Below are 20,242 nucleotides of genomic sequence, written 5' to 3' on the forward strand. Positions count from 1 at the left end.
ATGCCAGTTGCCGCGTGCACCGGTCCAGAGCGCACCGCTGTCCGGCCGCCGGCGCACGCCGGCGCACGCGACCGCTCATCGCGACGGCCGACCGAGCGCCTGTGCCGTGGCGCGCATTCCGGCCAGCAGGCGCTCGCCCACACCGGTGGGCGCTCCGGCCCAGGCGAGGGTGCCCAGCGCGTCGAGCACCGCGTCCCGCCAGTACTCCGCCAGCCGTGCGGCCTCGTCCGCACCGGGTCCGCGCCCGGCCCGGCGGGTGCGGGTGCGCCAGACGTCGGCGACCGCCAGATGGGCGTACGTCCCCTGCAGTACGGCGTCGAGCGGCCGGGGATCCGGGCGCCAGGCCACGGTGTGCCGCCCGCCGCCTGGGTCGAGGAGGTCGTACATGTCCTGGAGGGCGCCCAGCTTGACGTGCTGGAACTCATGGATGAGCAGCAGGGCGAGGGCCTCGGCGGACGGCGGCAGCGCAATGCCGAACGCGCCGAACGCGTGCCGGGAGGTCTCCCCCACCACATGGCCCGGCGGTGCTGCCAGCGGGGTCACCGCGCGTAGCCCGGCGGCGATTCCGTCGCCATAGCGCGGGAATTCGGAGCTGACGATCCGCCAGGCACCACGGAACGTCTCCTGCCAGGCCCGGAATTCGACGTCCTCCAGGCGCTCCACCGCGTCGACCCGGTACCGGTCACGGTAGGGATCGGTGTCCTCCAGCGCCACACGCACGCCGTCCGCCTCCAGATACCGCATCGGCTGCCAGAGCATGCCGCGGGGCAGAGCGCCGAGCCGGCTGCCCTCGACGACGAGCTCACCGGCCTCGGCCGAGAGTGTCACCGCGGGCACGCCCGTCTCGACCACCAGCCGTCCCAGGCCCGGCAGTTGCAACGTCCCCTGGCGCAGCGGAACGGTCAGCCTCAGCGATCCCCCGGTCCTTGCCACCGCGGCCAGGGCTATCTCCGCGGGCCTGCCCGGATCGGATTCCTTCGCCTCACACACGTCCAGCGCCCACACGCGCAGATAGGGGTCGTCCAGCACAGCGCCCAAGGCGGCCTCGGACAGCCCGAGGACCGCGTCCCACGCCGTCGTCGGGTCGGACGCACGACGGGCGGCCGCGAGGAGCACCCGTCGCAGGCTGCGCTGCGAGCACGCCAGCTCCTCGACGGCCGCCGCGTCGCCGTAGCCGGCGGCCAGGTCGTCGAAGTGCGCGGGACGCAGCCCGTGTGCGGCGGCGCTCCCGTCGGACTGTTCCACGTGGCGGATCAGCTTCAGCAGATCGGCGCAGTACACCGAGGGGTTGTCGAAGCCGCCCGGCCCCTGTCCGTCCGCCGGTGTACGGAAGCGGTGTCCGTACAGTCCGCCGCCGCAGACGGAGACCACCGGGCAGGCCCGGCAATGTGCGGAGAGTCCGTCCAGACCCTGGCGCTGGGCGCGCACCCCGGGGTGTGCCGCGGCGGCGTCGAAGCTGTCACGCGCCACGTGGAAGCCGGTCTCCGGGGCGCCGTGGGCGACGGTCTTCAGCCAGTCCGCCTGTTCGACGGAGCCGTCGGTCTCCACGACGAGCAGATCCGAACTTCCCAGACCCAGCGCCTCGGTGAGGCTCATACCGCCGTTGGAGAGGCGCGTGATCGACTCGAACATGCGGATCCACACCGGCCTGCCGTCGGCCGTCCACCGCCGATGGACGGCGATGAGCCAGTCGGCGTAATCGCTCTCGCCGCGCCGACGCGGTGGGGGGCGGTCCCAGGTGGCGTGCGGCAGCAGGAAGTCGATGCCGGGCGGATCCAGTTCGGCCAGGGCGCGGTAGACCGCGACCGGATCGTTGTCGACGTCGACGGTGCACAGGATGCCTCCGAAGGCCCGCCGGTGCGCGGGCGCGCCGAGCAGGCGAACGGCACGCACCACGTCCTCGTAGCTGCCGGATCCGTTGAACCTGATCCGGTGCCGGTCGTTGGAGACGCGGTCGCCGTCGAGCGAGATGCCGGTGACGATGCCCTCGTCGGCCAGCATGGCGCAGAACTCCTCGTCCAGCCGGAGCCCATTGGTCTGCATACGCAGATCGAGGCTGCTCACCCCGTCCAGCGCGCGGCGCAGTTCCCGGGCGAAGCCGCGCAGGCGCTCGCGGCCTGCGAGCAGCGGCTCACCGCCGTGGAACACCACATGCACCCGCGCCAGGCCGTGCGCGCGGGCGTGCTCGGCGATCCGGCCGGCGGTGAGCCGGAAGATTTCACCGGACATGGCCACCGGCCGGCCGCGCCAGCTCTGGTCGGCGTGCCGGTAGACGTAACAGTGATCGCAGGCCAGATCGCAGCGGCTGTGCACCTTGAGCACGAACTGGCGGAACGGCCGTGTCCCCGCAGGCACTTGAGCGGTCCTCCAGGCCCGTGCTTCAAGGTGAGGGCTGTTCCGATGCCGCGGACTGGAATGCCGACATCGTCTCGCCGCGCGCCGATCCGACTCGCGCCAGCGCGGCGGCCTGCTCTTCCACCGTCACCTGACCGAGGGGGGTTCCTCTATGGTCCGGTACCACGCCCAGGATGGTCGCGGGCTGCAGCTCGTCGCTGTCCATGGGGTCTCCTCGGCGTGTACGGCTCCGGGCGGCATTTCTTATCGTGATGCCCCGAGGACCTGCCTACAAGACGCTCACCGGCCAACCCGAACAGAACTGACGCTCGGGTAACCGGTTCCGGCCAACGAACCCGGGACCAGTGCCGAAAGCCCTGTCCGCGCCGCTACCGTGCCCCGCGTTATTCGAAACGACCTGCGAACACCTCCACCGGCGCCCGCCGCCGCGCCCGTTGCGTGCCGCCCTCGCGGGGAGCGCCGCCGCGGGCACCGGCCTGCGCGCTCGGAGCCGCACCCGCCACAGCGGCACCAGGTGCCACCGCACGCGCGACGGGCGACCGCCCGGACACGCCCGCCGAGGCACTGCGCGGGCTGCCGGACCTCCGCCGGCGCGGACTCCGGGAGCGCCACCTCCATGAGTCGCGTTCGCTGCGTCAGACGCTGGTCCCGGGCCGGCGCCCCTTCGCCGTCGTACTGGGCCGCGCCGACCCGCGTGTGCCGCCGAAGCTGGTCGTCGACCAGTCCCCACATGCGGTACCTGGCCGACCGAATACAGCCCGCAATGGACCGCACCCAGCACGGCGACGCCCGGATCGGCGCGACGATCACGAGGAGCGTCGCTCTGGTCCGGGCCCGGCCGGCGGCCGAGCCCGGACCTGGCCGCGACGGTGTCGGCGGGAGATCTCGCCATGGTCGGGGCCCGTTTCGAACCCCGTTACGAACTCGGCTCCCAGCTCGTCCGCACCGTGTGCCGACCCCCGCCGACCCCCGCCGATCCGCCCGCACCGCCACCCTCGCCCACTCGGGAACCAGTCGTGACAAAGATGTGTCTGTCCTGGGGAGAGCAGGTGGGCTACTCTGCGCCGGTCGTGCACAGCCGGCCACGACGCAGGGCACAGCTGGAAGAGATCGCCACGGCCTCCTACGGAGCGGACTGGGAGGAGCGGGGCCAGCGCAAACTCGCCGCGCTCGCGGCCCTTCTGCCGCTGCTCTTCCCCTCCGCCCAGGGCCAGGCCGCCGGGACGACGGATCTGGCCACGACCGCACTGCCGAGCGGCTGGGCCCGCGTGCCCAGGCCCGGTCTGCGCGGCATACTGACCGGCGTCGCCGCGCTGGTGGTCGCCGTCATCGTCGCCGTCGCGGCGAACGCGGGCGGGGAGAGCCCGGGGCAGACGACGGCGGAAGCCGTCGCCACGACCAGCGCGCAGCCCGGCACTTCCGCGACGCCGACCGCCGAACCGTCCGCCTCGGCATCCGCGAGCCCGTCACCGAGCGAGAGCCCGTCCGACAGCGCTTCTCCCTCCGCCAGTGCGAGTTCGTCGCCCGCCACTCCCTCACCGGGGGAGACCTCGACCCCCGTGTCACCGCCGACGCCGTCCACGTCCACTCCGGCCCCGGAGCCGAGCACCTCCACGCCGAGCACACCCGCGGTGGGCGTGAAGTCCGTCTCGGTCACGATCCTGCGGCAGACGAGCATCAGCGGTGCGACCGCGTCGTTCGACGTCACGACGGACGGCCCGGGGCCGGTGACCGTCGTGATCACCTGGTTCACGGGCGACACGAAGGGGAGTCTGGGCGCGCCGGAGGGAACCCAGACCTTCCAGCGGAGCGGAGCGACGCAGTACACGATCACGCTCGGCCACACCTTCACGGGGAAGGGCTGCTACTGGGGCGTACAGGCCTCGACGAGCCCGTCCGCCGCGAACGGCTCCTCCTCGCAGCAGATCTTCATACGGCGGTGCACGATCTCATGAACGATCCCCGCGTCCCCTTCGACCGGGACGAAACCCTGCGGCAGGAGGATCCGCCGCAGCACGCGCCCGCGGAGGCCGCGCCCGACGAGGCGGCCGAAGACGACGGGTACAGCGCGACCGCGCTGGGCAGTCACTGGTTCGAGCGGCCTCAGCCGCACCCCGAGCCGGAGGCCGTCACGCTTGTCCAGGGCCACGCACCGGAGGCCGTTGTAGCGGACGACGCACCGGAGGCCGTCACCGTCATCGACGAAGACCCACCGGAGGCCGTCACTCTCGTCAAGGGAGACCCAGCGGAGGCCGTCACCCTCGTCGAGGAAGACATACGGGAGGCCGTCACCGTCGCCGACGACGACGCGTCACAGGCCGTCGCCCTCGTCAAGGACGCGGCTCCGGCGGGGGTGGCGCCCGACCGTGTGGAGGGCGACGTCCTGCGCTTCGGCCCGGGAGTCACAGCGGCCGTCATCCACCGCAGCCAAGGCAACAACACCACGGCCGCCGTCTGGCACGGAACCCTGGCCGGTCAACCCGAGAGCCCGCCACCGCCGGAGGAGCGCCGTCGGGGCGGACTGCGCCGGTACGCCCTTGCCGGAACGATCCTGCTGGCTGTGATCGCGTTCCTCGCCTGGCAAAGGTTCGGGCCTTCGCTCGCCGTGCGGGACGTGAGCGTGAGCACCGCGGCACGGACACTCGGCTGCGACAGCACGGCCGACATCGTGGCCGTGCTGCGGACCAACGGCCGGGCCGGGACCGTGACGTATCGCTGGGAGCGCAGCGACGGCACCACCTCGGGCGTACTGACGGAGAAGCTGACACGCGGACAGAAGCAGGCACGGCTGCATCTGCTGTGGACGTTCAAGGGCCGGGGCGAGTACCGGGCTAGCGCCGAGCTACGGATCCTCACACCCACCCGGCACACGGCCGACACCGCTCTCACCTACCGCTGCTCCTGAGCTCCTGCCCGGCAGGCCGCTCCGGCAGCGGTTCGGCCCCGGTCCTCACTCTCGGGCAGCGGTCGGCGCCGGTCCTCGGGCCCAGCGGACCGCGGGCCCCATCGCGAGTCCCACGGCCGCGGGCCGCCCCGGGCGTGACGCCGAACGGTGTCTGCGGCGAGACCGGCGGGACGGGTACGCACAGAGAGCCGAGAAGCCCGGAGGCGACGGCTATCCGGCGGAGATCTGGTCCGGCGCTACACGGAGCGTGCCCTGTACGACCGTCAGCTCCCGGATCGCGGCACCGCGGCTGGGGCTCCGGGTGCCGTGCAGGACGGATCCGGGCCGCGCTGACGAACACGGCGGCACGGGCGGACGCGACGCTTCGCGCGTGCCCTCGGCCGTGCTCACACGAATGCAGCAGGTGCCGGGCAAGGGCGCGATCCTGCCTGAAGTCGCTGGTCAGAGCGGGCACCAGCATGAAGGACACGCCGCGACGCCACCCAGACGGCTGCAATGGATCTGTTGCGCTGAGTGACAGTGCTTTACACGGTGGGCGAGAGATCATTTCCCCTTTGGAAGGAACCGCCGATGCGCCTCACCCTGGCGTCCCGCGTCCTCGTACCACCGGCCTTGTGCGCCGCCATAGTCTTTGCCGCCACGGGACCCGCGGCCGCCCTGACCTCCACACCCGACCCCTACCGTGCCGCCGCCGCGACATCGGCCGAGACGCCGAAGTCTGGCGCCAAGGCGCCGATTCCCGGTGCAGCGGCACTGGCGCAGCAGGTGGAGGCCCTGCGAGGCAAGTCCGGTGCTCCGGCTTCCGTCACCGCACTCCTCGACGATGTCCTGGCAGCGGACGGCGGACGGCTGAGCGCGACCCAGGCGGCCGAGCACTCCACGGCGGTCAAGCGGGAGCTCTCGGCCATGAGCAGGTCGGGCACGTCCCGGGCCGCCCGTGCCGACGCGGTCGACGACGCACTCGTCACCTTGGAGAAGGCAACCGACGACGTGATCGCGGCCGCTGCCTCCGGCGGCTCGCTCGCGGAGGTCACCGCACTGGTGGACACCGCGACCGGACTCGTCGACTCCACCGTCTCGGACATTCTCGACGCAGTCCTGACAGGCCTGCCCGACCCGTCTGCGCCTCAGCCGGATCTGCCCGTGACGATGCCCGACACCCAGGTTTCCCTGCCGCCGACGTTGCCGACGACAGTGCCTGACATGGCCTCGCTGTTCACTGCGGACTTCATGCCGGACCTGTCCGGCGTATCGGACGCGTCCGATACGCCGGATGTCTTGGAGGTCCCCGACACCCCCGAGGTCGCCGACTTCACCGAGATTCCCGAAGTCGCCGACTTCACCGAGATTCCCGAAGTCGCCGACTTCACCGAGATCCCCGAGGTCGCCGACTTCACCGAAATCCCACAGGTCTCCGACTTCCTTCCCTCCTTCTGGGCAGCACACTGAACGACCCGTGGCGGGCCTCGACCGGGCCCGCCACCGGGGCACGCGACGCCGGGAGTTGGCGCCCCAGCCTTGATCGTCGAGCTGTGCGCATCGGCAACGTGGCACGGGATCCGACCCACGATGTCGCCCTCGCGAACCGCGCCACGACCTGGGTCGACGACGCGTCGACCAGGACTCGCATCTGGGAGCGCTTCCGCGACACCCCCGAACCCCTCGGCTACGGCTTCTCGGGGTGAGCGGGTGATGGTACAGCCCGGCCCCGGTGGATCAGTGACGGGCGGCGGGCACACCGGCCCGCTCGGGCGTCGCGGCTTCAGCACCTCAGGGGCGCCCACCGCTGCACCCGGGCACGGGCCGGACAGGGCCTTCGATCGCCCCGATCGGCGGGCCGTGGCCTCCGACCGCAGCGCCAGGGTGCCTTCTGCGGTCGCGCGGCTGCCGCCCGCCCCCGACCAGGACAGGGGCGAGCAGGACCAGCGCGCCCAGGGCTGATCGCGCGAACGCTGCGGTCAGCCCGTCGGCAGTTCCTCCGCGGATGCGGCGAGCGCGTCCAGCACGGGCCGGATCAGCGGATGCGTCTCCGCGCCCGCGCGTACGGCGGCAAACACCCTGCGGGTCGCGGCCGGGCCCGCCACGGGACGGACGACCGTCTCCGAGAGCTCCATCCCGCGCAGCGCGGAGCGCGGCACGAGCGCGACCCCGGCGCCTGCCCCGGCCAGAGCGACGACTGCACGGAAGTCGTCCGACGAGTGCACCAGTCGGGGCTGAAAACCGGCGAGCTCACAGGCGAGCAGCACCATGTCGTGGCAGGGATTGCCCGGATACGGACCGATCCAGTCACTCCCGGCGAGCCCGGCCAGCTCGACACGCTCCCCCTCCGCGAGGAGATGGCCGACGTGCAGGACCGCGTCGAAAGGCTCGGCGTAGAGCGGCACTCGGGCCAGGCGCCGGTCGTCTTCACGGGGCGCGCCCCGGTACTCGACCGCGACGGCAATGTCCGCCTCACCGTCAAGGACCAGCGGAAGGCTCTCGTCCCCCTCGGCGTCCCGCACCCGCACCCGGATGTCCGGGTGCTCCTTGGCGAGATGCCCGATCGCCGGGGCGACCACTTCGGCGATGCCTGTGGCGAAGGCGGCAACCGTGACATCGCCGGCCGCACCGCCGGCGTAGGCCGCGAGCTCGGCCTCGGCACGCTCCAGCTGGGCGAGCACGGTATGGGTGTGGGCGAGCAGGATCTCGCCCGCGGCCGTCAGCCGCACCCCCTTGCCGCTGCGGATCAGCAGGGCATGGCCGGTCTCCTGTTCCAGCGCGTTGAGCTGCTGGGAGACGGCCGAGGGGGTGAGGTACAGCGCCGAGGCCGCGGCGGTCACCGTTCGGTGGTCCGCCACGGCCCGCAGGATACGCAGCCGCCGGGGGTCGATCACCCGGCCATTTTGCCAGCCTTCGTCAACCCTTCAACGTCTGGCGGGCGTCGATGAACGCGGCGACGGCCCGCTCCACGTCCTCGGTGGAGTGCGCGGCGGAGAGCTGGACCCGGATCCGCGCCTTGTCCATCGGGACGACGGGGTACGAGAAGCCGATGACATACACCCCGCGCTCCAGCAGGAGTTCGGCCATCCGGCCCGCCTCGGCGGCGTCGCCGATCATGACGGGTGCGATGGCGTGGTCACCGGGCAGGATCTCGAAGCCGGCCTCGGTCATCTTCGTACGGAACAGAGCCGTGTTCGCGTTGAGGCGATCGCGCAGGTCACCGGCCGACTCCAGCAGGTCGAGGACCTTCAGCGACGCGGCGGCGATCACCGGGGCGAGGGAGTTGGAGAAGAGGTACGGGCGCGAGCGCTGGCGCAGCAGGGCGACGATCTCGGCACGGGCCGCGACATAGCCGCCGGACGCGCCACCCAGCGCCTTGCCGAGGGTGCCGGTGATGATGTCGACCCGGTCCATCACACCGTGCAGCTCGGGGGTGCCGCGACCGCCGGGGCCCACGAAACCGACGGCGTGCGAGTCGTCGACCATGACCATGGCGTCGTAACGGTCGGCGAGGTCACAGATCTCGGCGAGCGGAGCGACGTAGCCGTCCATGGAGAACACACCGTCGGTGACGATGAGGCGGCGACGGGCGTCCTGGGTCTCCTTGAGCTGCTGCTCCAGCTCGACGAGGTCGCGGTTGGCATAGCGGTGGCGGCGGGCCTTGGACAGGCGAATACCGTCGATGATGCTGGCGTGGTTCAGCGCGTCCGAGATGACGGCGTCGTCGGGGCCGAGCAGCGTCTCGAACACACCGCCGTTGGCATCGAAGCAGGAGGAGTAGAGGATCGTGTCCTCCTGGCCGAGGAACGCGGACAGGCGGGTCTCCAGCTCCTTGTGCACGTCCTGGGTGCCGCAGATGAAGCGGACCGAGGCCATGCCGTAGCCCCAGCGGTCCAGCGCCTCCTTGGCCGCGGCGACGACCTCGGGGTGGTCGGCGAGGCCGAGGTAGTTGTTGGCACAGAAGTTGAGCACCTCGCCCGACGCGACGGACACGGATGCACTCTGCGGAGAGCCGATGACCCGCTCGGGCTTGTAGAGACCGGCGGCGCGGATCTCGTCGAGGGTGGTACGGAGGTCGTCGCGGACGGACGCGTACATGGTGGGGCTCCTTAACGAAATGCTCAGACGGTCCAGTCGAGGATGATCTTGCCGCTGCGGGCGGTGGCCGCCTCGTCGAAGGCGGCGTCGAAGTCCCGGTAGCCGTAGGTGCCGGTGATCACGGGGCTGAGGTCGAGCCCGCCTTCGAGCAGCACTGTCATCGCGTACCAGGTCTCGAACATCTCCCGGCCGTAGATCCCCTTGATCGTGATCATCGAGGTGACGATCTTCGACCAGTCGACGGCGAACTCCTGCGCCGGCAGGCCCAGCATGGCGATACGGCCGCCGTGGGTCATGTTGTCGACCATGTCCCGCATGGCCTCGGGGCGGCCGGACATCTCCAGTCCGATGTCGAAGCCCTCCTTCAGACCGAGCTGCCGCTGCGCCTCGGCGATGTCGCTCTGGGACACGTTCAGCGCGAGGGTGGCGCCGACCTTGCGTGCGAGGGCGAGGCGGGAGTCGCTGACATCGGTGATCACGACATTGCGGGCGCCTGCGTGCCGGGCGACAGCCGCGGCCATGATGCCGATCGGGCCGGCGCCGGTGATCAGTACGTCCTCTCCGACGAGCGGGAAGGAGAGCGCCGTGTGGACGGCGTTGCCGAACGGGTCGAAGATCGCCGCGATGTCCAGATCCACCTGCGTACGGTGTACCCAGACGTTGGACGCGGGCAGCGCGACGTACTCGGCGAACGCGCCGTCGCGGCCGACACCGAGTCCGATCGTGCTGCGGCACAGATGGCGGCGGCCCGCGAGACAGTTGCGGCACTTGCCGCAGACCAGGTGCCCCTCGCCACTCACGACGTCGCCCACCGCGATGTCCTCGACATCCGCGCCGACGGCAGCGACCTCGCCGACGAACTCGTGGCCGAGTACGCGGGGGGTCCGGACGGCCCCCTGAGCCCAGCCGTCCCAGGACCTGATGTGCAGATCGGTGCCGCAAATGCCCGTGCGCAGCACCTTGATCAGCACATCGCCGGGTCCGGTCTCCGGCTCGGGCACATCCATGAGCCACAGGCCGGGCTCGGCATGCTGCTTGACAAGTGCCTTCATGGGTGCGGCTCCAGGCATCGTGGTGGTGGCTGGCCCGGGACGGCTCGAAACGCCGTCCGGTGGACCTGGACCAATCTGCCCAGCCGCGACTTCAGAGTCCATCGAGGATTTCTTAAGCGGGCCCACAGGCCAGCTTCATGCGTCCAGGTTCCCGAGAGGACAGGGACAGGAAAACACCACGGCGCGCCCCCCTGCCCGTACGACACGGCTCAGTCGACACCGCGGACGCTCGGCGCGTGGTCGACGGTGCCACCGGGCGGGCGCGGCAGGCGCGCGCCCAGGGTTCCCGGCAGTTCTGCGGCCGGGGCGTTTGCATGCCGGTCGGTCAGCGCCGCGAGCCGCGCCCGCAGGCTCTGGTTCTCCGCGTACAGATCGGCGAGAGCCCTGACTTTCGTCCGTACCACCCAGGGGTCGACGGGCTTGACGAGAAAGTCCGAGACGCCCAGGTCATAGGCTCGCGTGGCCAGGTCGTGGTCCCTGCCCAGGCCGGTCATCAGCACCACGGGAAGAGTGCGGGTGTGGTCCAGCCGCCTGAGATAGGCGAGCACCTCGAGTCCGTCCATCCGCGGCATCACGACATCGAGGACCACCACCGCGATGCCGCCGCGGAGCACGCTCTTCAGTGCTTCGTCCCCGCTGCGCGCCCGGACCACAGGGCGCCCGACGGGGCGTAACAGGCTCTCGATCGCGAAGAGGTTGTCCTCGCGGTCGTCCACCACAAGAATCTTCAAGGCACAGCCCGCATCCCCATCTGTGGCGCCGTCGAACGGTTCGGTCACATCAGCCTACGCCGTGCCGTACCGCCGAAGGAGCCTCCTAGCGGAACGCCGAGAGCCCGGTGACGGCCTGACCCATGATCAGCGTATGCACCTCCCCGGTGCCTTCGTAGGTCATGACGCTCTCCAGGTTGTTCGCGTGGCGCAGCGGGGAGTGGTCGAGCGAAATGCCGTTGCCCGCCGAGGATGGCGCGGGCCTGGGCATAGCCGCTCGCACCGGCGAAGCCGACCGTCACCGTGCCGGACTCACCGCGGAGGCGGCCCTGACCACGCGCCTGGCGGTCGCCGCTTCCGCCGGCACCCGCCGGGCGGAGTCACCGCCCCTGATCACACCGAGTCGACGCCATCAGGCCCCGGACGTCGTCGTCTCTCCTCAAGCCACCGGCCGGGCCTTCCTCTGCCCGGCCGGTCGCGCCTTCCTCAGCCGCAGCCGCGCGAGCAGCCCCCGCCCGTAAGGACTGCGGCGCACCGGCAGGGACTCCGGCCTCGGGCGTGGGTGCCTCAGCACATCCCGGCGTTCGCACGCGGATCCGGACTTCACCGTCGGCCGCGGTGCCGGGCACACTTCGCGCGCCTCCCGCACCGCGTGCCCCAGACTCACCCGGTGCCACAGGATCTCGTCGGGATGATCGGCGAGCACCAGCCGCTCCACCACCTCTCGCGCGGCCGGCGATTCCGGGCGTCCCGGGACCAGCTCGGGTCTGAGCACCCGAAGATGCGAGCGTTCATAGGGATCGGACACCGTCTCGGCCAGGGCCACCGGGTCGAGCACGGACGCGATGGCCGCCGCCCTCCGCCACGGATCCTCGGTCGTCCGCAGCAGAAGCCCGAGCCGTCGGCCACGCCAGTTGCGGGCTCGCCGGTCCTCTCCCGCGTCCAGCATCGCCCGCAGTGCAGGCGGGGTCCTGCCGGTGAGGAGCGCGGGGTGGGCAAGGGCGAACTCGCTGAGCTCCTCCGCGAGATAGAGCCACACCACCGCCCGGTAGCGGTTGAGATAGAACCGGATCGGAGTGAAATGGCCCGTGCGTGCGAGCCGGGTGAAACGCTCCGGGCTGATCGAGACGAGCTGTGCGCCCTCGACCGTGCCCACCGTCCGCACACGCTCCCGCAAGGCGCCCGGAAACCCTTCGGCTCCGCGCAGCCGCTCGACCTCCTGCCGGTCGATCCGCGGCGCGCCACCACCCGCTCCCGCCGTGGCGCGGACAAGGCCGAGCTGGACCGCGAGATCGAGCTCTCCCCGCCTGAGCTCCAGCTCCCGCGCCGCGCCGCCCAGCGCCAGGCTGCGCCCCGCAAGACCGGTCGTGGCTGCTTCCCCGGCCGGCTCCTTCAGCGAATCCTTCACCGACATGTCGGTCTCCCCCGTGAGGTGTGAATACTCTCGGTGACGACCGTAGCCCGGCGGAGACGCATCCCGCTCGGCCTGTGGACAACTTCGTCGGGCGGGCGGCCCAAAGTTGAATTCCCGCAGCTCAGAGCAGCAGTTCGGACAGGGTCAGAGCGCGCTTCCGCCCGGTTGCCTGGCCGCGACCCCCAGGTGCTCGCCGACGCGGTTCACCATGAGCGTCATCTCGTAGGCGACCTGGCCGACGTCGGCCTCGGCAGCGCTCAGCACACAGAGACAGCTGCCCTCACCGGCCGCCGTGACGAAGAGCAGTGCCTCGTCGAACTCGACCATCGTCTGACGCGCCTTGCCTGCGCGGAAGTGACGTCCGGACCCGCGTGCGAGGGAGTGCAGACCAGAGGAAACAGCAGCGAGGTGCTCCGCGTCCTCGCGTGCGAGACCCGTGCTCGCACCCGTCACGAGACCGTCGTTGGACAGCACCAATGCGTGGCGTATGTGCTCTATCCGCTGCGTCAGGTCGTCCAGCAGCCAGTCAAGTCCCTTGTCCAACGGCATTGATCGGTCCTCCCCGCTCGTACGATCCCCGTGGCCCCGCGTTTGCCCGTAAGCCTTTCGTACGAGCGACGACTCGGCAAGGTGCCTCTAGCCGACCGAGTCGAGCAGTCGGGCCGTGTGCATCCGTCCGGCATATTCGACCAGGCGGACGAGCACCTCCTTCCCCGAGTCACGGTCCCGTGCGTCGCACAGCACCACAGGTGTCCCGCGGTCGAGATCAAGAGCGCGTGAGACTTCGTGCGCCCCGTAGGTCCGGGCACCGGCGAAGCAGTTGACCGCGACGACGAACGGAATCTTCCGGTGCTCGAAGTAGTCGACTGCGGGAAAGCAGTCCCCCAGACGCCGGGTGTCGGCGAGCACGACCGCGCCGAGAGCTCCCTGGGACAGCTCGTCCCACAGGAACCAGAACCGGTCCTGCCCGGGAGTCCCGAACAGATAGAGCGACAGCCCCGAGCGGATGGTGATCCGGCCGAAGTCCATGGCGACGGTCGTCGTGGACTTCTGGTCGACTCCCGCGGTGTCGTCGACCGTGCGGCCCGCCTGGCTGAGCTGTTCCTCGGTCCGCAGGGGACGAATTTCACTGATCGCGCCGACCAGCGTGGTCTTGCCGACGCCGAATCCACCGGCGATGAGAATTTTCAGCGCCAGGGCGGTGTCTCCACCGGGGCTGTCAGGGCTCTCGGAGGCCATCGGTAACTTCTCTCGGGAGTGAGCGGGCAGCGTATTCAGGGGTGATGCCGACGCGGGGGACGGGCTGGCCATTCGGGGCCCGCGGGGCAGGGAGATAACCGCTGGCGGGTGTCTGCGGCCGGGCCGAGGATCGGAGCATGGGTTTCTTCCTTCAGACCGACCGACTGGTGCTTCGCGCCTTCCGGGAGGACGACGTGGACGATCTGCTCGACCTCGACAACGACCCCGAGGTCATGCGTTTCCTCAACGGCGGCCTGCCGAAGACCCGCGAAGCGATGCTGGCTCAGTCGGTGCCACGGTTTCTCCGCGATTACCCGTGCTTCGGCAACCGCGGCTTCTGGGTTGCCGAGGAACGGGTTGCCGGCCGGTTCCTCGGCTGGTTCGAACTGAGGCCGGTGGACGACACCAGTGCTGCCGAAGTGGAATTGGGATACCGCCTCGGCAGAACCGCCTGGGGCCGCGGCTACGCCACCGAAGGTGCGCTCGCCCTCGTCCGCAAGGGATTCACCGAGCTCGGCGTGGAGCGCGTGACCGCGCACACGATGACGGTCAACACGCGCTCTCGGCGTGTGATGGAGAAAACGGGTCTGAGCTATGTCCGGACCTTCTTCGAAGAGTGGCCGGAGACCATCGAGGGCTCCGAACTCGGTGATGTCGAATACGCCCTGACCAAGGCGGACTGGGCGGCCTTGAACGCATGGGCCTGAGGAACACCCTGACCTGAGGTTCGCTCGGGCCCGAGGAACGCACGGTCTGCGGACGTACCGGCCCGTGAACACCCGGGACCGGCCTTAGAGAGCCCTCAGCCCCTCGATCACCTCCCTGAGGATCCGCTCGTCGGGGAGCTGAGCGGGCGGTACCGGCCGGCTCACCCGGACGTGACCCGCTTCGAAGAGATCCCCGACGAGGACACGTACGACACCGACGGGCAGATCGGCGTCCGCGGCGAGTTCGGCGACGGACTGGGTCTCGCAGCGGCACAGGGTGAGCAGCGCCCGGTGCTCCGGCCCGAGGAGGGACTCCTCCGTGGGTCCGGGCGCGTCGGCTGCGATGTCGACCAGCGCGATGAGGTCGAACCGTACGTTGCTGGGACCCGGCTTGGTCCGCCCGCCGGTCATCGCGTACGGGCGCACGAGGGGGCCCGCCTCGGCGTCGTACCACTGGCTTGCGGTGACGTCGGCCGCGCCCCGCACGTCTCCCGGATCCCTCGTTTCCGTCATGGCACTCACGTCGCGCTGAGGCGCGGCGGGGTCCGCAGATGTTCCCCGACGCGCTTGACGAGGCGGGCCATCTCATAGGCGACCAGCCCGATGTCCGCGAGAACGGAGGTGAGGACGGCCAGACAGGAACCGTCGCCCGCCGCCGCCACGAAGAGGAAACCATCGTCCATTTCGACCATCGTCTGACGGACGCCCCCGGCGTGGAAGTGCCGCCCGACCCCCTTGGCGAGGCTGTGGAATCCGGAGGCGACTGCCGCGAGATGCTCCGCGTCCTCGCGGGTCAGCGCGTTCGAAGCCCCCACAGGCAGCCCGTCGTTGGACAGCACGACCGCGTGGCGGACCTCGTGGACGCGCAGGACGAGGTCGTCCAGCAGCCAGTCGAGGTCGCCGAAGGAATGGCGGGCTACGGCTGACACGTGCTCGGTCATACTCTGTCTCCTTCGCTGCCGGGTCCGGCCGTGCCGGGCGCGGCGCCGCCGCCCCGTCGCCAGCCGTCCCGGTAGGCCGTCATACGGTCCCGTACCTGTTCGGGAGTGCGGTCCGGGGTGTCTTCGCCGCCGGTTCCGGCGTCCTGTGGCTCCTTGGGCCGGGATTCCTCGCGCAGCTGCGGGACGAGGTGCGCCTGCCTGACCCGGCGTGGGAGTTCGCCGTCCTCGGGCTGCGGAGGTGCGCTGCGCAAGCGCAGCGCGGTGACTCCGGGCGGTATGGGGGGCACCGACCGCTCCGCCACGGCGGGTCGCGGGGCCGGAGCCGGGACGGGGGCGCTCTTCGCCCGCGGAGCCGGCTCGGGCTCCGGGGCCGGGGGCTCGCCGCCGGTGACGGCAGCGCCCTGCGACCCCATCCGTGTGGTGAGGGCGCTCTGCAGCAGGGCCGTGGGCAGCAGCACCACCGCGGTCGTGCCGCCGTACGGCGATGTGCGCAGATGGACCTTGATGTCGCGCCGGGAGGCGAGCCTGCTGACGACGAAGAGGCCGAGGCGGTCGCTGTCGAAGAGGTCGAGCGCTTCGGACTGCCGCAGCTTGCGGTTGGCGTCGTCGAGGGCCTCCTTGCCCATGCCGAGGCCGCGGTCCTCGATCTCCAGGGCATAGCCGTTGCCGACAGGCTCGCCGACCACGCGCACCTTGGTGTGCGGCGGGGAGAACTGGGCCGCGTTCTCGACCAGTTCGGCCAGCAGATGCGTCACGTCCGCCACTGCCGCGCCGACGACCGCGGCCTCCGGGAGCTGGCGCACCTCGACGCGCGCGTAGTCCTCGATTTCGGAGACGGCGGCCCGTACGACGCTGGTCAGCGGGACAGGCATACGCCAGGCCCGCCCGGGCGCGGCGCCGGACAGAATGATCAGGCTCTCGGCGTGCCGCCTCATACGGGTTGTGAGGTGATCGAGCCGGAAGAGGTCGCCTAGCTCGTTCGGATCGTCCGCGCGGCGCTCCATGGTGTCGAGGAGCGTGAGCTGGCGGTGGACCAGGATCTGGCTGCGCCGGGCGAGGTTGACGAAGACTCCCGAGATGCTCCCCGCGAGTTCGGCCCGTTCGACGGCTGCGCTCAGCGCGGCCCGGTGCACGGTTGCGAGTGCCTCGCCGACCTGGCCGATCTCGTCCTCGGCCGGCGGCCCGGGAGGAGCCTCGGCCCGGATGTCGATCTCCTCACCTGTCCGCAGTCTGCGCATGGCCTGCGGCAGCTGGTGGCGGGCGATGTGGAGCGCGCCGTTGCGCAGGCTGATGAGCTCGACGACGAGGGCGCGGCCGATGCGCACGGAGATGACCAGGGAGGCGGCGACGGCGGCCAGTCCGAGCAGCACGGCCGCTCCGACGGACGTGAGCACGGCGCCCGCTACGGGGTTCGCCCGCTCGGTGGCGCTGCGGCGGGCGTCGTTCTCGATGGCGCGCATGCCGTCTCCGACGGCGGCGCGCGCCCCGTCCCAGGCTTCGGCGGGGACGATCTGTGCCGCGCCACGCCCTGCGGGGGCACGGAGGATCTTGTCCTCCGCCGTCCGGAGCTGCCGGTGGACACTCTGCCCGGCGAGCCGGCGCCAGGCGGTCCGCTCGGGGCCGCGCAGATCGGCGACGGCCGATTCGGTGAGGCTTCTGCGGGTCGCGACGGCGCCGGTGAACAGCCGCAGGCGCTCGGCGGCAAGGGATCTGCTGAGCTGTGCCGAGCCGAGGAGCGCGTCCTCACGGGCGAGCATTTCGCCGGCCCGGGCGAACTCCAGCAGGACGCGGGCGTCGGATCCCGGTCCGGCGTCCTGGATGCCGGTGAGTGCTCCGCAGACGCCGAAGGCGGAGGTGACCGCGGCGGTGTACTGCTCGAAGGTGGCGTCCCAGGTGGCCTTGCGGTCGAGGACGGCGGTCCGCAGGGTGCGCAGCCGTGCGGCGCGCGCCACGAACTCGTCGAGCCGTGCCGCCGCCGCGCCGGGGATCCCGCCGCCCGTCGCGACCGTCGTCGTGTCGTCGAGACGCAGCTTGCGTACGGCGTCGTCGGTGCGCCGGGCCTCCTGCTGGAGGGCGGCGGCGCGTTCGTCGGACGGGGCGGTCACCTGACGTACGGCTGCCCGCCGTTCGTCCTGCAGAGCGGTGACGGCGAGGGCCACGGGTTCGCGTATCTGGGTGTCGGCCCACTCCGACTGCCGCAGGCGCGACATCTCCTGGGCGGTACTCACGGCGGCGAATCCCCACAGGGCGAGCAGCGAGACGACGGGCACCATGAGCAGCGAGATGATTTTCGCCCGGACGGTTCGGGGGCGTGGCAGCCATCCTCGGCGTACGGCGGCGGGAGGCGGCGGTGTCTCCCGTGGCTCCTGCCCCGTGTGTTCGACTGCCGGCGGCCCCGCGTGCGCGCGTCGCCCGCGGGCTGCCGGGGCGGGCGGGGGCGGGGGCGTCGGATCGGCGCCCGGGGTCCTGCGGGGTGTACGCATGGCCTCCTCGTTCCGGTTACGGGCTGGTGTGCGGCGGCCGGGCCCGCTAGGCGGTGACGGTGGTGCTGTTCGCGGGCCCCGGGTCTCTCTCGGGCGGGGCTGCGGTGCCGGGTGCGGTGGCCGGTGCGGCTGTGGGCGAGCCTTCCGCCGCGGGCGGAGCTGCCGGGACGGTGTCGGCCGGCCGCTCGGCGAAGGTGTATGCGGCACGCTCGCGGCCCGTCGGGGAGAGCGCGACGAACGCCGAGGTGACGAAGAGATACGACCCGAGGCCCACGGCGAGGGGGAAGATGAACTGCATCGTCGCTGCCCCGGGCAATGGGCCCCCTGAGGGTTCGATCCGCACGCCGACCGCGAGCATTCCGGTGTAGTGCATGCTGCTGACCGCCGCGCCCATGACGAGCGCGGCGACGGCGACCGCGATCGGCGACCGGATGTTGAGCGCCGCCCACAGGGCCGCGGTCGCCGCGACCACGGCGATGGCCACGGAGATCGCGACGAGAATCGGGTCGTAGCGCACCGAGCCGTGCAGTCTCAGCGCCGCCATGCCCAGGTAGTGCATGCTCGCCACACCGAGTCCGGTGGTGAGCCCGCCCACCAGCAGCGAGCGCACACGGTCCCGGCCGTAGCCGACGCAGAACACCCCGGCGCCGACGACGAGCATCGCGACCAGGAGGCTGAGGAACGTCAGCGGCACGTCGTAGCGGATGTCGGTGCCGCGTACGGCGAAGCCGAGCATCGCGACGAAGTGCATCGTCCAGATGCCGGTGCCGATCGCCGATGCCGCGGTGATCAGCCAGTTGCGGCGCGAGCGGCCGTTCGTGCCGAGCGCGCGCACGGTGCAGCGCAGCCCGAGGGCCGCGCCGATGACGGCCATCGCGTACGACAGCACAGGAGTCAGCAATCCGAAGGCGGCGTGGTCCAGATGTCCCATGGCCCAGTGACGCTAGACCCGCAGGGGGCGTGCGCTGGGGGCGCATTTCGAAAGCTGATGGAATATGACAGAGAGAGGTTTCTGAACGATCGTGCCGCGTTCGAACGTGTGCACCGCGCGGTCACCCGAGACGCTGGGAGATCATGTTCATATGGCCGACGACCACACGCATGTGCAGGAGTTCTTCGGCGCCCGGGCCGCGGGCTGGGACGCGCGCTTCCCCGACGACGGTCCGGCCTACGCCGCCGCCGTCACGGAGCTCGGGCTGAGCCCCGGCGACGCCGTGCTCGACGCGGGCTGCGGGACCGGAAGGGCCCTTGCTCCGCTACGGCGGGCCGTGGGGCCGACGGGGACGGTCGTCGGCGCCGACCTCACACCCGCCATGCTGGAGGCGGCCCTGCGTGCGGGACGCGGCGCGAGCGGGCAGCTGCTGCTCGCCGATGTCACCCGGCTGCCGCTGCGCACCGGATCGCTGGACGCGGTGTTCGCGGCGGGCCTGGTCGCCCATCTGCCCCAGCCGGAGGTGAATCTGCGGGAGTTGGCGCGGGTGGTGCGTCCGGGCGGGAAGCTGGCGCTCTTCCATCCCATCGGCCGAGCGGCCCTGGCCGCCCGCCAGGGACGGCAGATCACCGACGACGATCTGCGCGCCGAGCCGAATCTTCGTCTCCTGCTGGCCGGTTCGGGCTGGCGGACGGTTTCCTACGTGGACGAGGACGCCCGCTTTCTCGCGCTGGCCGTCCGTCAGGACTGAGCCGCTGCCACTACGCCCACGAAAGCGGCCGGATCGTCGAACATGACCTTGTGACCGGCGCCGGGGACCGTCACCCCGCCTGGCCGCGCACCACGATCCGCTCGCTCGGTACCGACGGCTGAGGTGGCACAGCTTGAGGAGTGCCGGCCGGCACCGCGAACCAGGCGGGACCTCGCGGACACCGCATGGGCCGCCGCACGAGCCGCCGCAGGTCCAACTCCGCACAGAGATGGCAGACTTGAAGGATCGGCGGCGGCCCGCCGCCCTGGGGGAGGGTGGTCCGGGTGTTCCGCAGGCTCCGCAAATTCCTCGCGTACAGCCCCGACGAGACGCCGGTCGCCCGGCCTCCCGTCGCGCGCCGGCACAACATCTTCGAGGCCGCGGCGGTCTATGTGTCGGCGTGCGCGGAGGACGATCAGGACCGGCTGGACGAGGCAGTGACCTGGGTGTCCCCCGAGGCTCTCTCGTTCGGGATCAGCGAGCTCGCCTGCCGCGCGGTCATCGCCCTCGCCCGCGAGCGGGACGAGTCGCCGCAGACGGTGGCGCGCAGCCTCCTCGGTCTGCCCACCTCCTGACGCGGCCGAGAACAGGTCGCACCAAACGGCTGCCGGGCGCTGCGGTCGCGGAGCACGGTCCCGGAGCGCGGTCCCGGAGCGGTCCCAGAGCGCGGTCCCAGA

The 20,242-nt window shown here is 71.4% G+C and carries 20 protein-coding genes and 1 pseudogene; 7 read left to right on the top strand and 14 right to left on the bottom strand.

Annotation, left to right across the window (positions count from 1 at the left end; genetic code table 11):
* Positions 1-75: 75 nt before the first annotated feature.
* Positions 76-2,355: an FxsB family cyclophane-forming radical SAM/SPASM peptide maturase gene (locus OG293_RS02875; RefSeq protein ID WP_405997156.1), complete on the bottom strand. Its 2,280-nt coding sequence runs from the start codon at positions 2,353-2,355 to the stop codon at positions 76-78.
* Between the two features lie 25 nt (positions 2,356-2,380).
* Complete coding sequence (locus OG293_RS02880; protein ID WP_405997157.1) at positions 2,381-2,560, bottom strand: hypothetical protein; 180 nt, start codon at positions 2,558-2,560, stop codon at positions 2,381-2,383.
* Positions 2,561-3,404: 844 nt separating this feature from the next.
* Between OG293_RS02880 and OG293_RS02885 the strand changes: the two genes are divergently transcribed.
* From OG293_RS02885 to OG293_RS02900, 4 genes are all read left to right on the top strand, one after another.
* Positions 3,405-4,310, top strand: coding sequence for a hypothetical protein (locus OG293_RS02885; RefSeq protein ID WP_405997158.1), 906 nt, complete (start codon positions 3,405-3,407; stop codon positions 4,308-4,310).
* Positions 4,307-5,260, top strand: coding sequence for a hypothetical protein (locus OG293_RS02890; RefSeq protein ID WP_405997159.1), 954 nt, complete (start codon positions 4,307-4,309; stop codon positions 5,258-5,260). The genes OG293_RS02885 and OG293_RS02890 overlap by 4 nt, the downstream gene beginning before the upstream one ends.
* Positions 5,261-5,830: 570 nt before the next feature.
* Positions 5,831-6,709 carry a hypothetical protein gene (locus tag OG293_RS02895; protein ID WP_405997160.1) on the top strand — a complete coding sequence of 293 codons (879 nt, stop codon included), beginning with the start codon at positions 5,831-5,833 and terminating at the stop codon, positions 6,707-6,709.
* 83 nt (positions 6,710-6,792) lie between these two features.
* Positions 6,793-6,945 (top strand): hypothetical protein, encoded by a 153-nt coding sequence (locus tag OG293_RS02900; protein ID WP_405997161.1) that lies wholly within the window; start codon positions 6,793-6,795, stop codon positions 6,943-6,945.
* Positions 6,946-7,218: 273 nt separating this feature from the next.
* On the opposite strand, the gene OG293_RS02905 is transcribed toward OG293_RS02900, so the two are convergent.
* The 8 genes and pseudogenes from OG293_RS02905 to OG293_RS02940 all read right to left on the bottom strand — a co-directional run bounded on the left by OG293_RS02905 (position 7,219) and on the right by OG293_RS02940 (position 13,752).
* Complete coding sequence (locus OG293_RS02905) at positions 7,219-8,133, bottom strand: LysR family transcriptional regulator (protein ID WP_405997162.1); 915 nt, start codon at positions 8,131-8,133, stop codon at positions 7,219-7,221.
* A gap of 22 nt (positions 8,134-8,155) precedes the next feature.
* Positions 8,156-9,337 carry a glycine C-acetyltransferase gene (locus OG293_RS02910; protein ID WP_405997163.1) on the bottom strand — a complete coding sequence of 394 codons (1,182 nt, stop codon included), beginning with the start codon at positions 9,335-9,337 and terminating at the stop codon, positions 8,156-8,158.
* A 23-nt stretch (positions 9,338-9,360) separates the two neighbouring features.
* On the bottom strand, positions 9,361-10,389 hold the full coding sequence (tdh, locus tag OG293_RS02915; RefSeq protein WP_405997164.1) for an L-threonine 3-dehydrogenase: 1,029 nt from the start codon (positions 10,387-10,389) through the stop codon (positions 9,361-9,363).
* Positions 10,390-10,598: 209 nt separating this feature from the next.
* A complete protein-coding gene (locus tag OG293_RS02920; protein ID WP_405997165.1) occupies positions 10,599-11,120 on the bottom strand; it encodes a two-component system response regulator in 522 nt (173 codons plus the stop codon).
* Positions 11,121-11,205: 85 nt separating this feature from the next.
* Positions 11,206-11,340: pseudogene (locus tag OG293_RS02925) on the bottom strand (acyl-CoA dehydrogenase); the annotation flags it as partial.
* 198 nt (positions 11,341-11,538) lie between these two features.
* Positions 11,539-12,513, bottom strand: a complete 975-nt coding sequence (locus OG293_RS02930; RefSeq protein ID WP_405997166.1) for a DUF6397 family protein — start codon at positions 12,511-12,513, stop codon at positions 11,539-11,541.
* A gap of 144 nt (positions 12,514-12,657) precedes the next feature.
* Positions 12,658-13,062, bottom strand: coding sequence for a roadblock/LC7 domain-containing protein (locus tag OG293_RS02935; RefSeq protein ID WP_405997167.1), 405 nt, complete (start codon positions 13,060-13,062; stop codon positions 12,658-12,660).
* A gap of 87 nt (positions 13,063-13,149) precedes the next feature.
* Positions 13,150-13,752, bottom strand: a complete 603-nt coding sequence (locus tag OG293_RS02940) for a GTP-binding protein (protein ID WP_405997168.1) — start codon at positions 13,750-13,752, stop codon at positions 13,150-13,152.
* Positions 13,753-13,889: 137 nt separating this feature from the next.
* Between OG293_RS02940 and OG293_RS02945 the strand changes: the two genes are divergently transcribed.
* Complete coding sequence (locus OG293_RS02945) at positions 13,890-14,459, top strand: GNAT family N-acetyltransferase (protein ID WP_405997169.1); 570 nt, start codon at positions 13,890-13,892, stop codon at positions 14,457-14,459.
* Between the two features lie 84 nt (positions 14,460-14,543).
* On the opposite strand, the gene OG293_RS02950 is transcribed toward OG293_RS02945, so the two are convergent.
* From OG293_RS02950 to OG293_RS02965, 4 genes are read right to left on the bottom strand one after another with little or no spacing between them, the layout of a single operon-like run.
* Positions 14,544-14,972, bottom strand: coding sequence for a DUF742 domain-containing protein (locus tag OG293_RS02950; protein ID WP_405997170.1), 429 nt, complete (start codon positions 14,970-14,972; stop codon positions 14,544-14,546).
* Between the two features lie 5 nt (positions 14,973-14,977).
* Positions 14,978-15,400, bottom strand: coding sequence for a roadblock/LC7 domain-containing protein (locus OG293_RS02955; RefSeq protein WP_405997171.1), 423 nt, complete (start codon positions 15,398-15,400; stop codon positions 14,978-14,980).
* Complete coding sequence (locus OG293_RS02960) at positions 15,397-17,883, bottom strand: nitrate- and nitrite sensing domain-containing protein (RefSeq protein WP_405997172.1); 2,487 nt, start codon at positions 17,881-17,883, stop codon at positions 15,397-15,399. The genes OG293_RS02955 and OG293_RS02960 overlap by 4 nt, the downstream gene beginning before the upstream one ends.
* 46 nt (positions 17,884-17,929) lie before the next feature.
* Positions 17,930-18,814, bottom strand: coding sequence for an MHYT domain-containing protein (locus tag OG293_RS02965; RefSeq protein ID WP_405997173.1), 885 nt, complete (start codon positions 18,812-18,814; stop codon positions 17,930-17,932).
* Positions 18,815-18,965: 151 nt separating this feature from the next.
* Here OG293_RS02965 and OG293_RS02970 point away from each other — a divergent pair, with 151 nt between their 5' ends.
* On the top strand, positions 18,966-19,565 hold the full coding sequence (locus OG293_RS02970) for a class I SAM-dependent methyltransferase (RefSeq protein WP_405997174.1): 600 nt from the start codon (positions 18,966-18,968) through the stop codon (positions 19,563-19,565).
* Positions 19,566-19,849: 284 nt separating this feature from the next.
* Entirely contained in the window at positions 19,850-20,140 is a 291-nt protein-coding gene (locus OG293_RS02975; protein ID WP_405997175.1) for a hypothetical protein, read from the top strand.
* Positions 20,141-20,242 lie beyond the last annotated feature (102 nt).

The sequence above is a fragment of the Streptomyces sp. NBC_00829 genome, from assembly GCF_045161795.1.
Classification (GTDB): Bacteria; Actinomycetota; Actinomycetes; order Streptomycetales; family Streptomycetaceae; genus Streptomyces.

What these genes read in the sequence shown, in the direction of transcription:
- OG293_RS02880 (WP_405997157.1), bottom strand. Translation starts at nt 2,560, where the DNA reads ATGGACAGCGACGAGCTGCAGCCCGCGACCATCCTGGGCGTGGTACCG.
- OG293_RS02890 (WP_405997159.1), top strand. Translation starts at nt 4,307, where the DNA reads ATGAACGATCCCCGCGTCCCCTTCGACCGGGACGAAACCCTGCGGCAG.
- OG293_RS02895 (WP_405997160.1), top strand. Translation starts at nt 5,831, where the DNA reads ATGCGCCTCACCCTGGCGTCCCGCGTCCTCGTACCACCGGCCTTGTGC.
- OG293_RS02910 (WP_405997163.1), bottom strand. Translation starts at nt 9,337, where the DNA reads ATGTACGCGTCCGTCCGCGACGACCTCCGTACCACCCTCGACGAGATC.
- tdh (WP_405997164.1), bottom strand. Translation starts at nt 10,389, where the DNA reads ATGAAGGCACTTGTCAAGCAGCATGCCGAGCCCGGCCTGTGGCTCATG.
- OG293_RS02930 (WP_405997166.1), bottom strand. Translation starts at nt 12,513, where the DNA reads ATGTCGGTGAAGGATTCGCTGAAGGAGCCGGCCGGGGAAGCAGCCACG.
- OG293_RS02935 (WP_405997167.1), bottom strand. Translation starts at nt 13,062, where the DNA reads ATGCCGTTGGACAAGGGACTTGACTGGCTGCTGGACGACCTGACGCAG.
- OG293_RS02940 (WP_405997168.1), bottom strand. Translation starts at nt 13,752, where the DNA reads ATGGCCTCCGAGAGCCCTGACAGCCCCGGTGGAGACACCGCCCTGGCG.
- OG293_RS02945 (WP_405997169.1), top strand. Translation starts at nt 13,890, where the DNA reads ATGGGTTTCTTCCTTCAGACCGACCGACTGGTGCTTCGCGCCTTCCGG.
- OG293_RS02950 (WP_405997170.1), bottom strand. Translation starts at nt 14,972, where the DNA reads ATGACGGAAACGAGGGATCCGGGAGACGTGCGGGGCGCGGCCGACGTC.
- OG293_RS02955 (WP_405997171.1), bottom strand. Translation starts at nt 15,400, where the DNA reads ATGACCGAGCACGTGTCAGCCGTAGCCCGCCATTCCTTCGGCGACCTC.
- OG293_RS02960 (WP_405997172.1), bottom strand. Translation starts at nt 17,883, where the DNA reads ATGCGTACACCCCGCAGGACCCCGGGCGCCGATCCGACGCCCCCGCCC.
- OG293_RS02965 (WP_405997173.1), bottom strand. Translation starts at nt 18,814, where the DNA reads ATGGGACATCTGGACCACGCCGCCTTCGGATTGCTGACTCCTGTGCTG.
- OG293_RS02970 (WP_405997174.1), top strand. Translation starts at nt 18,966, where the DNA reads ATGGCCGACGACCACACGCATGTGCAGGAGTTCTTCGGCGCCCGGGCC.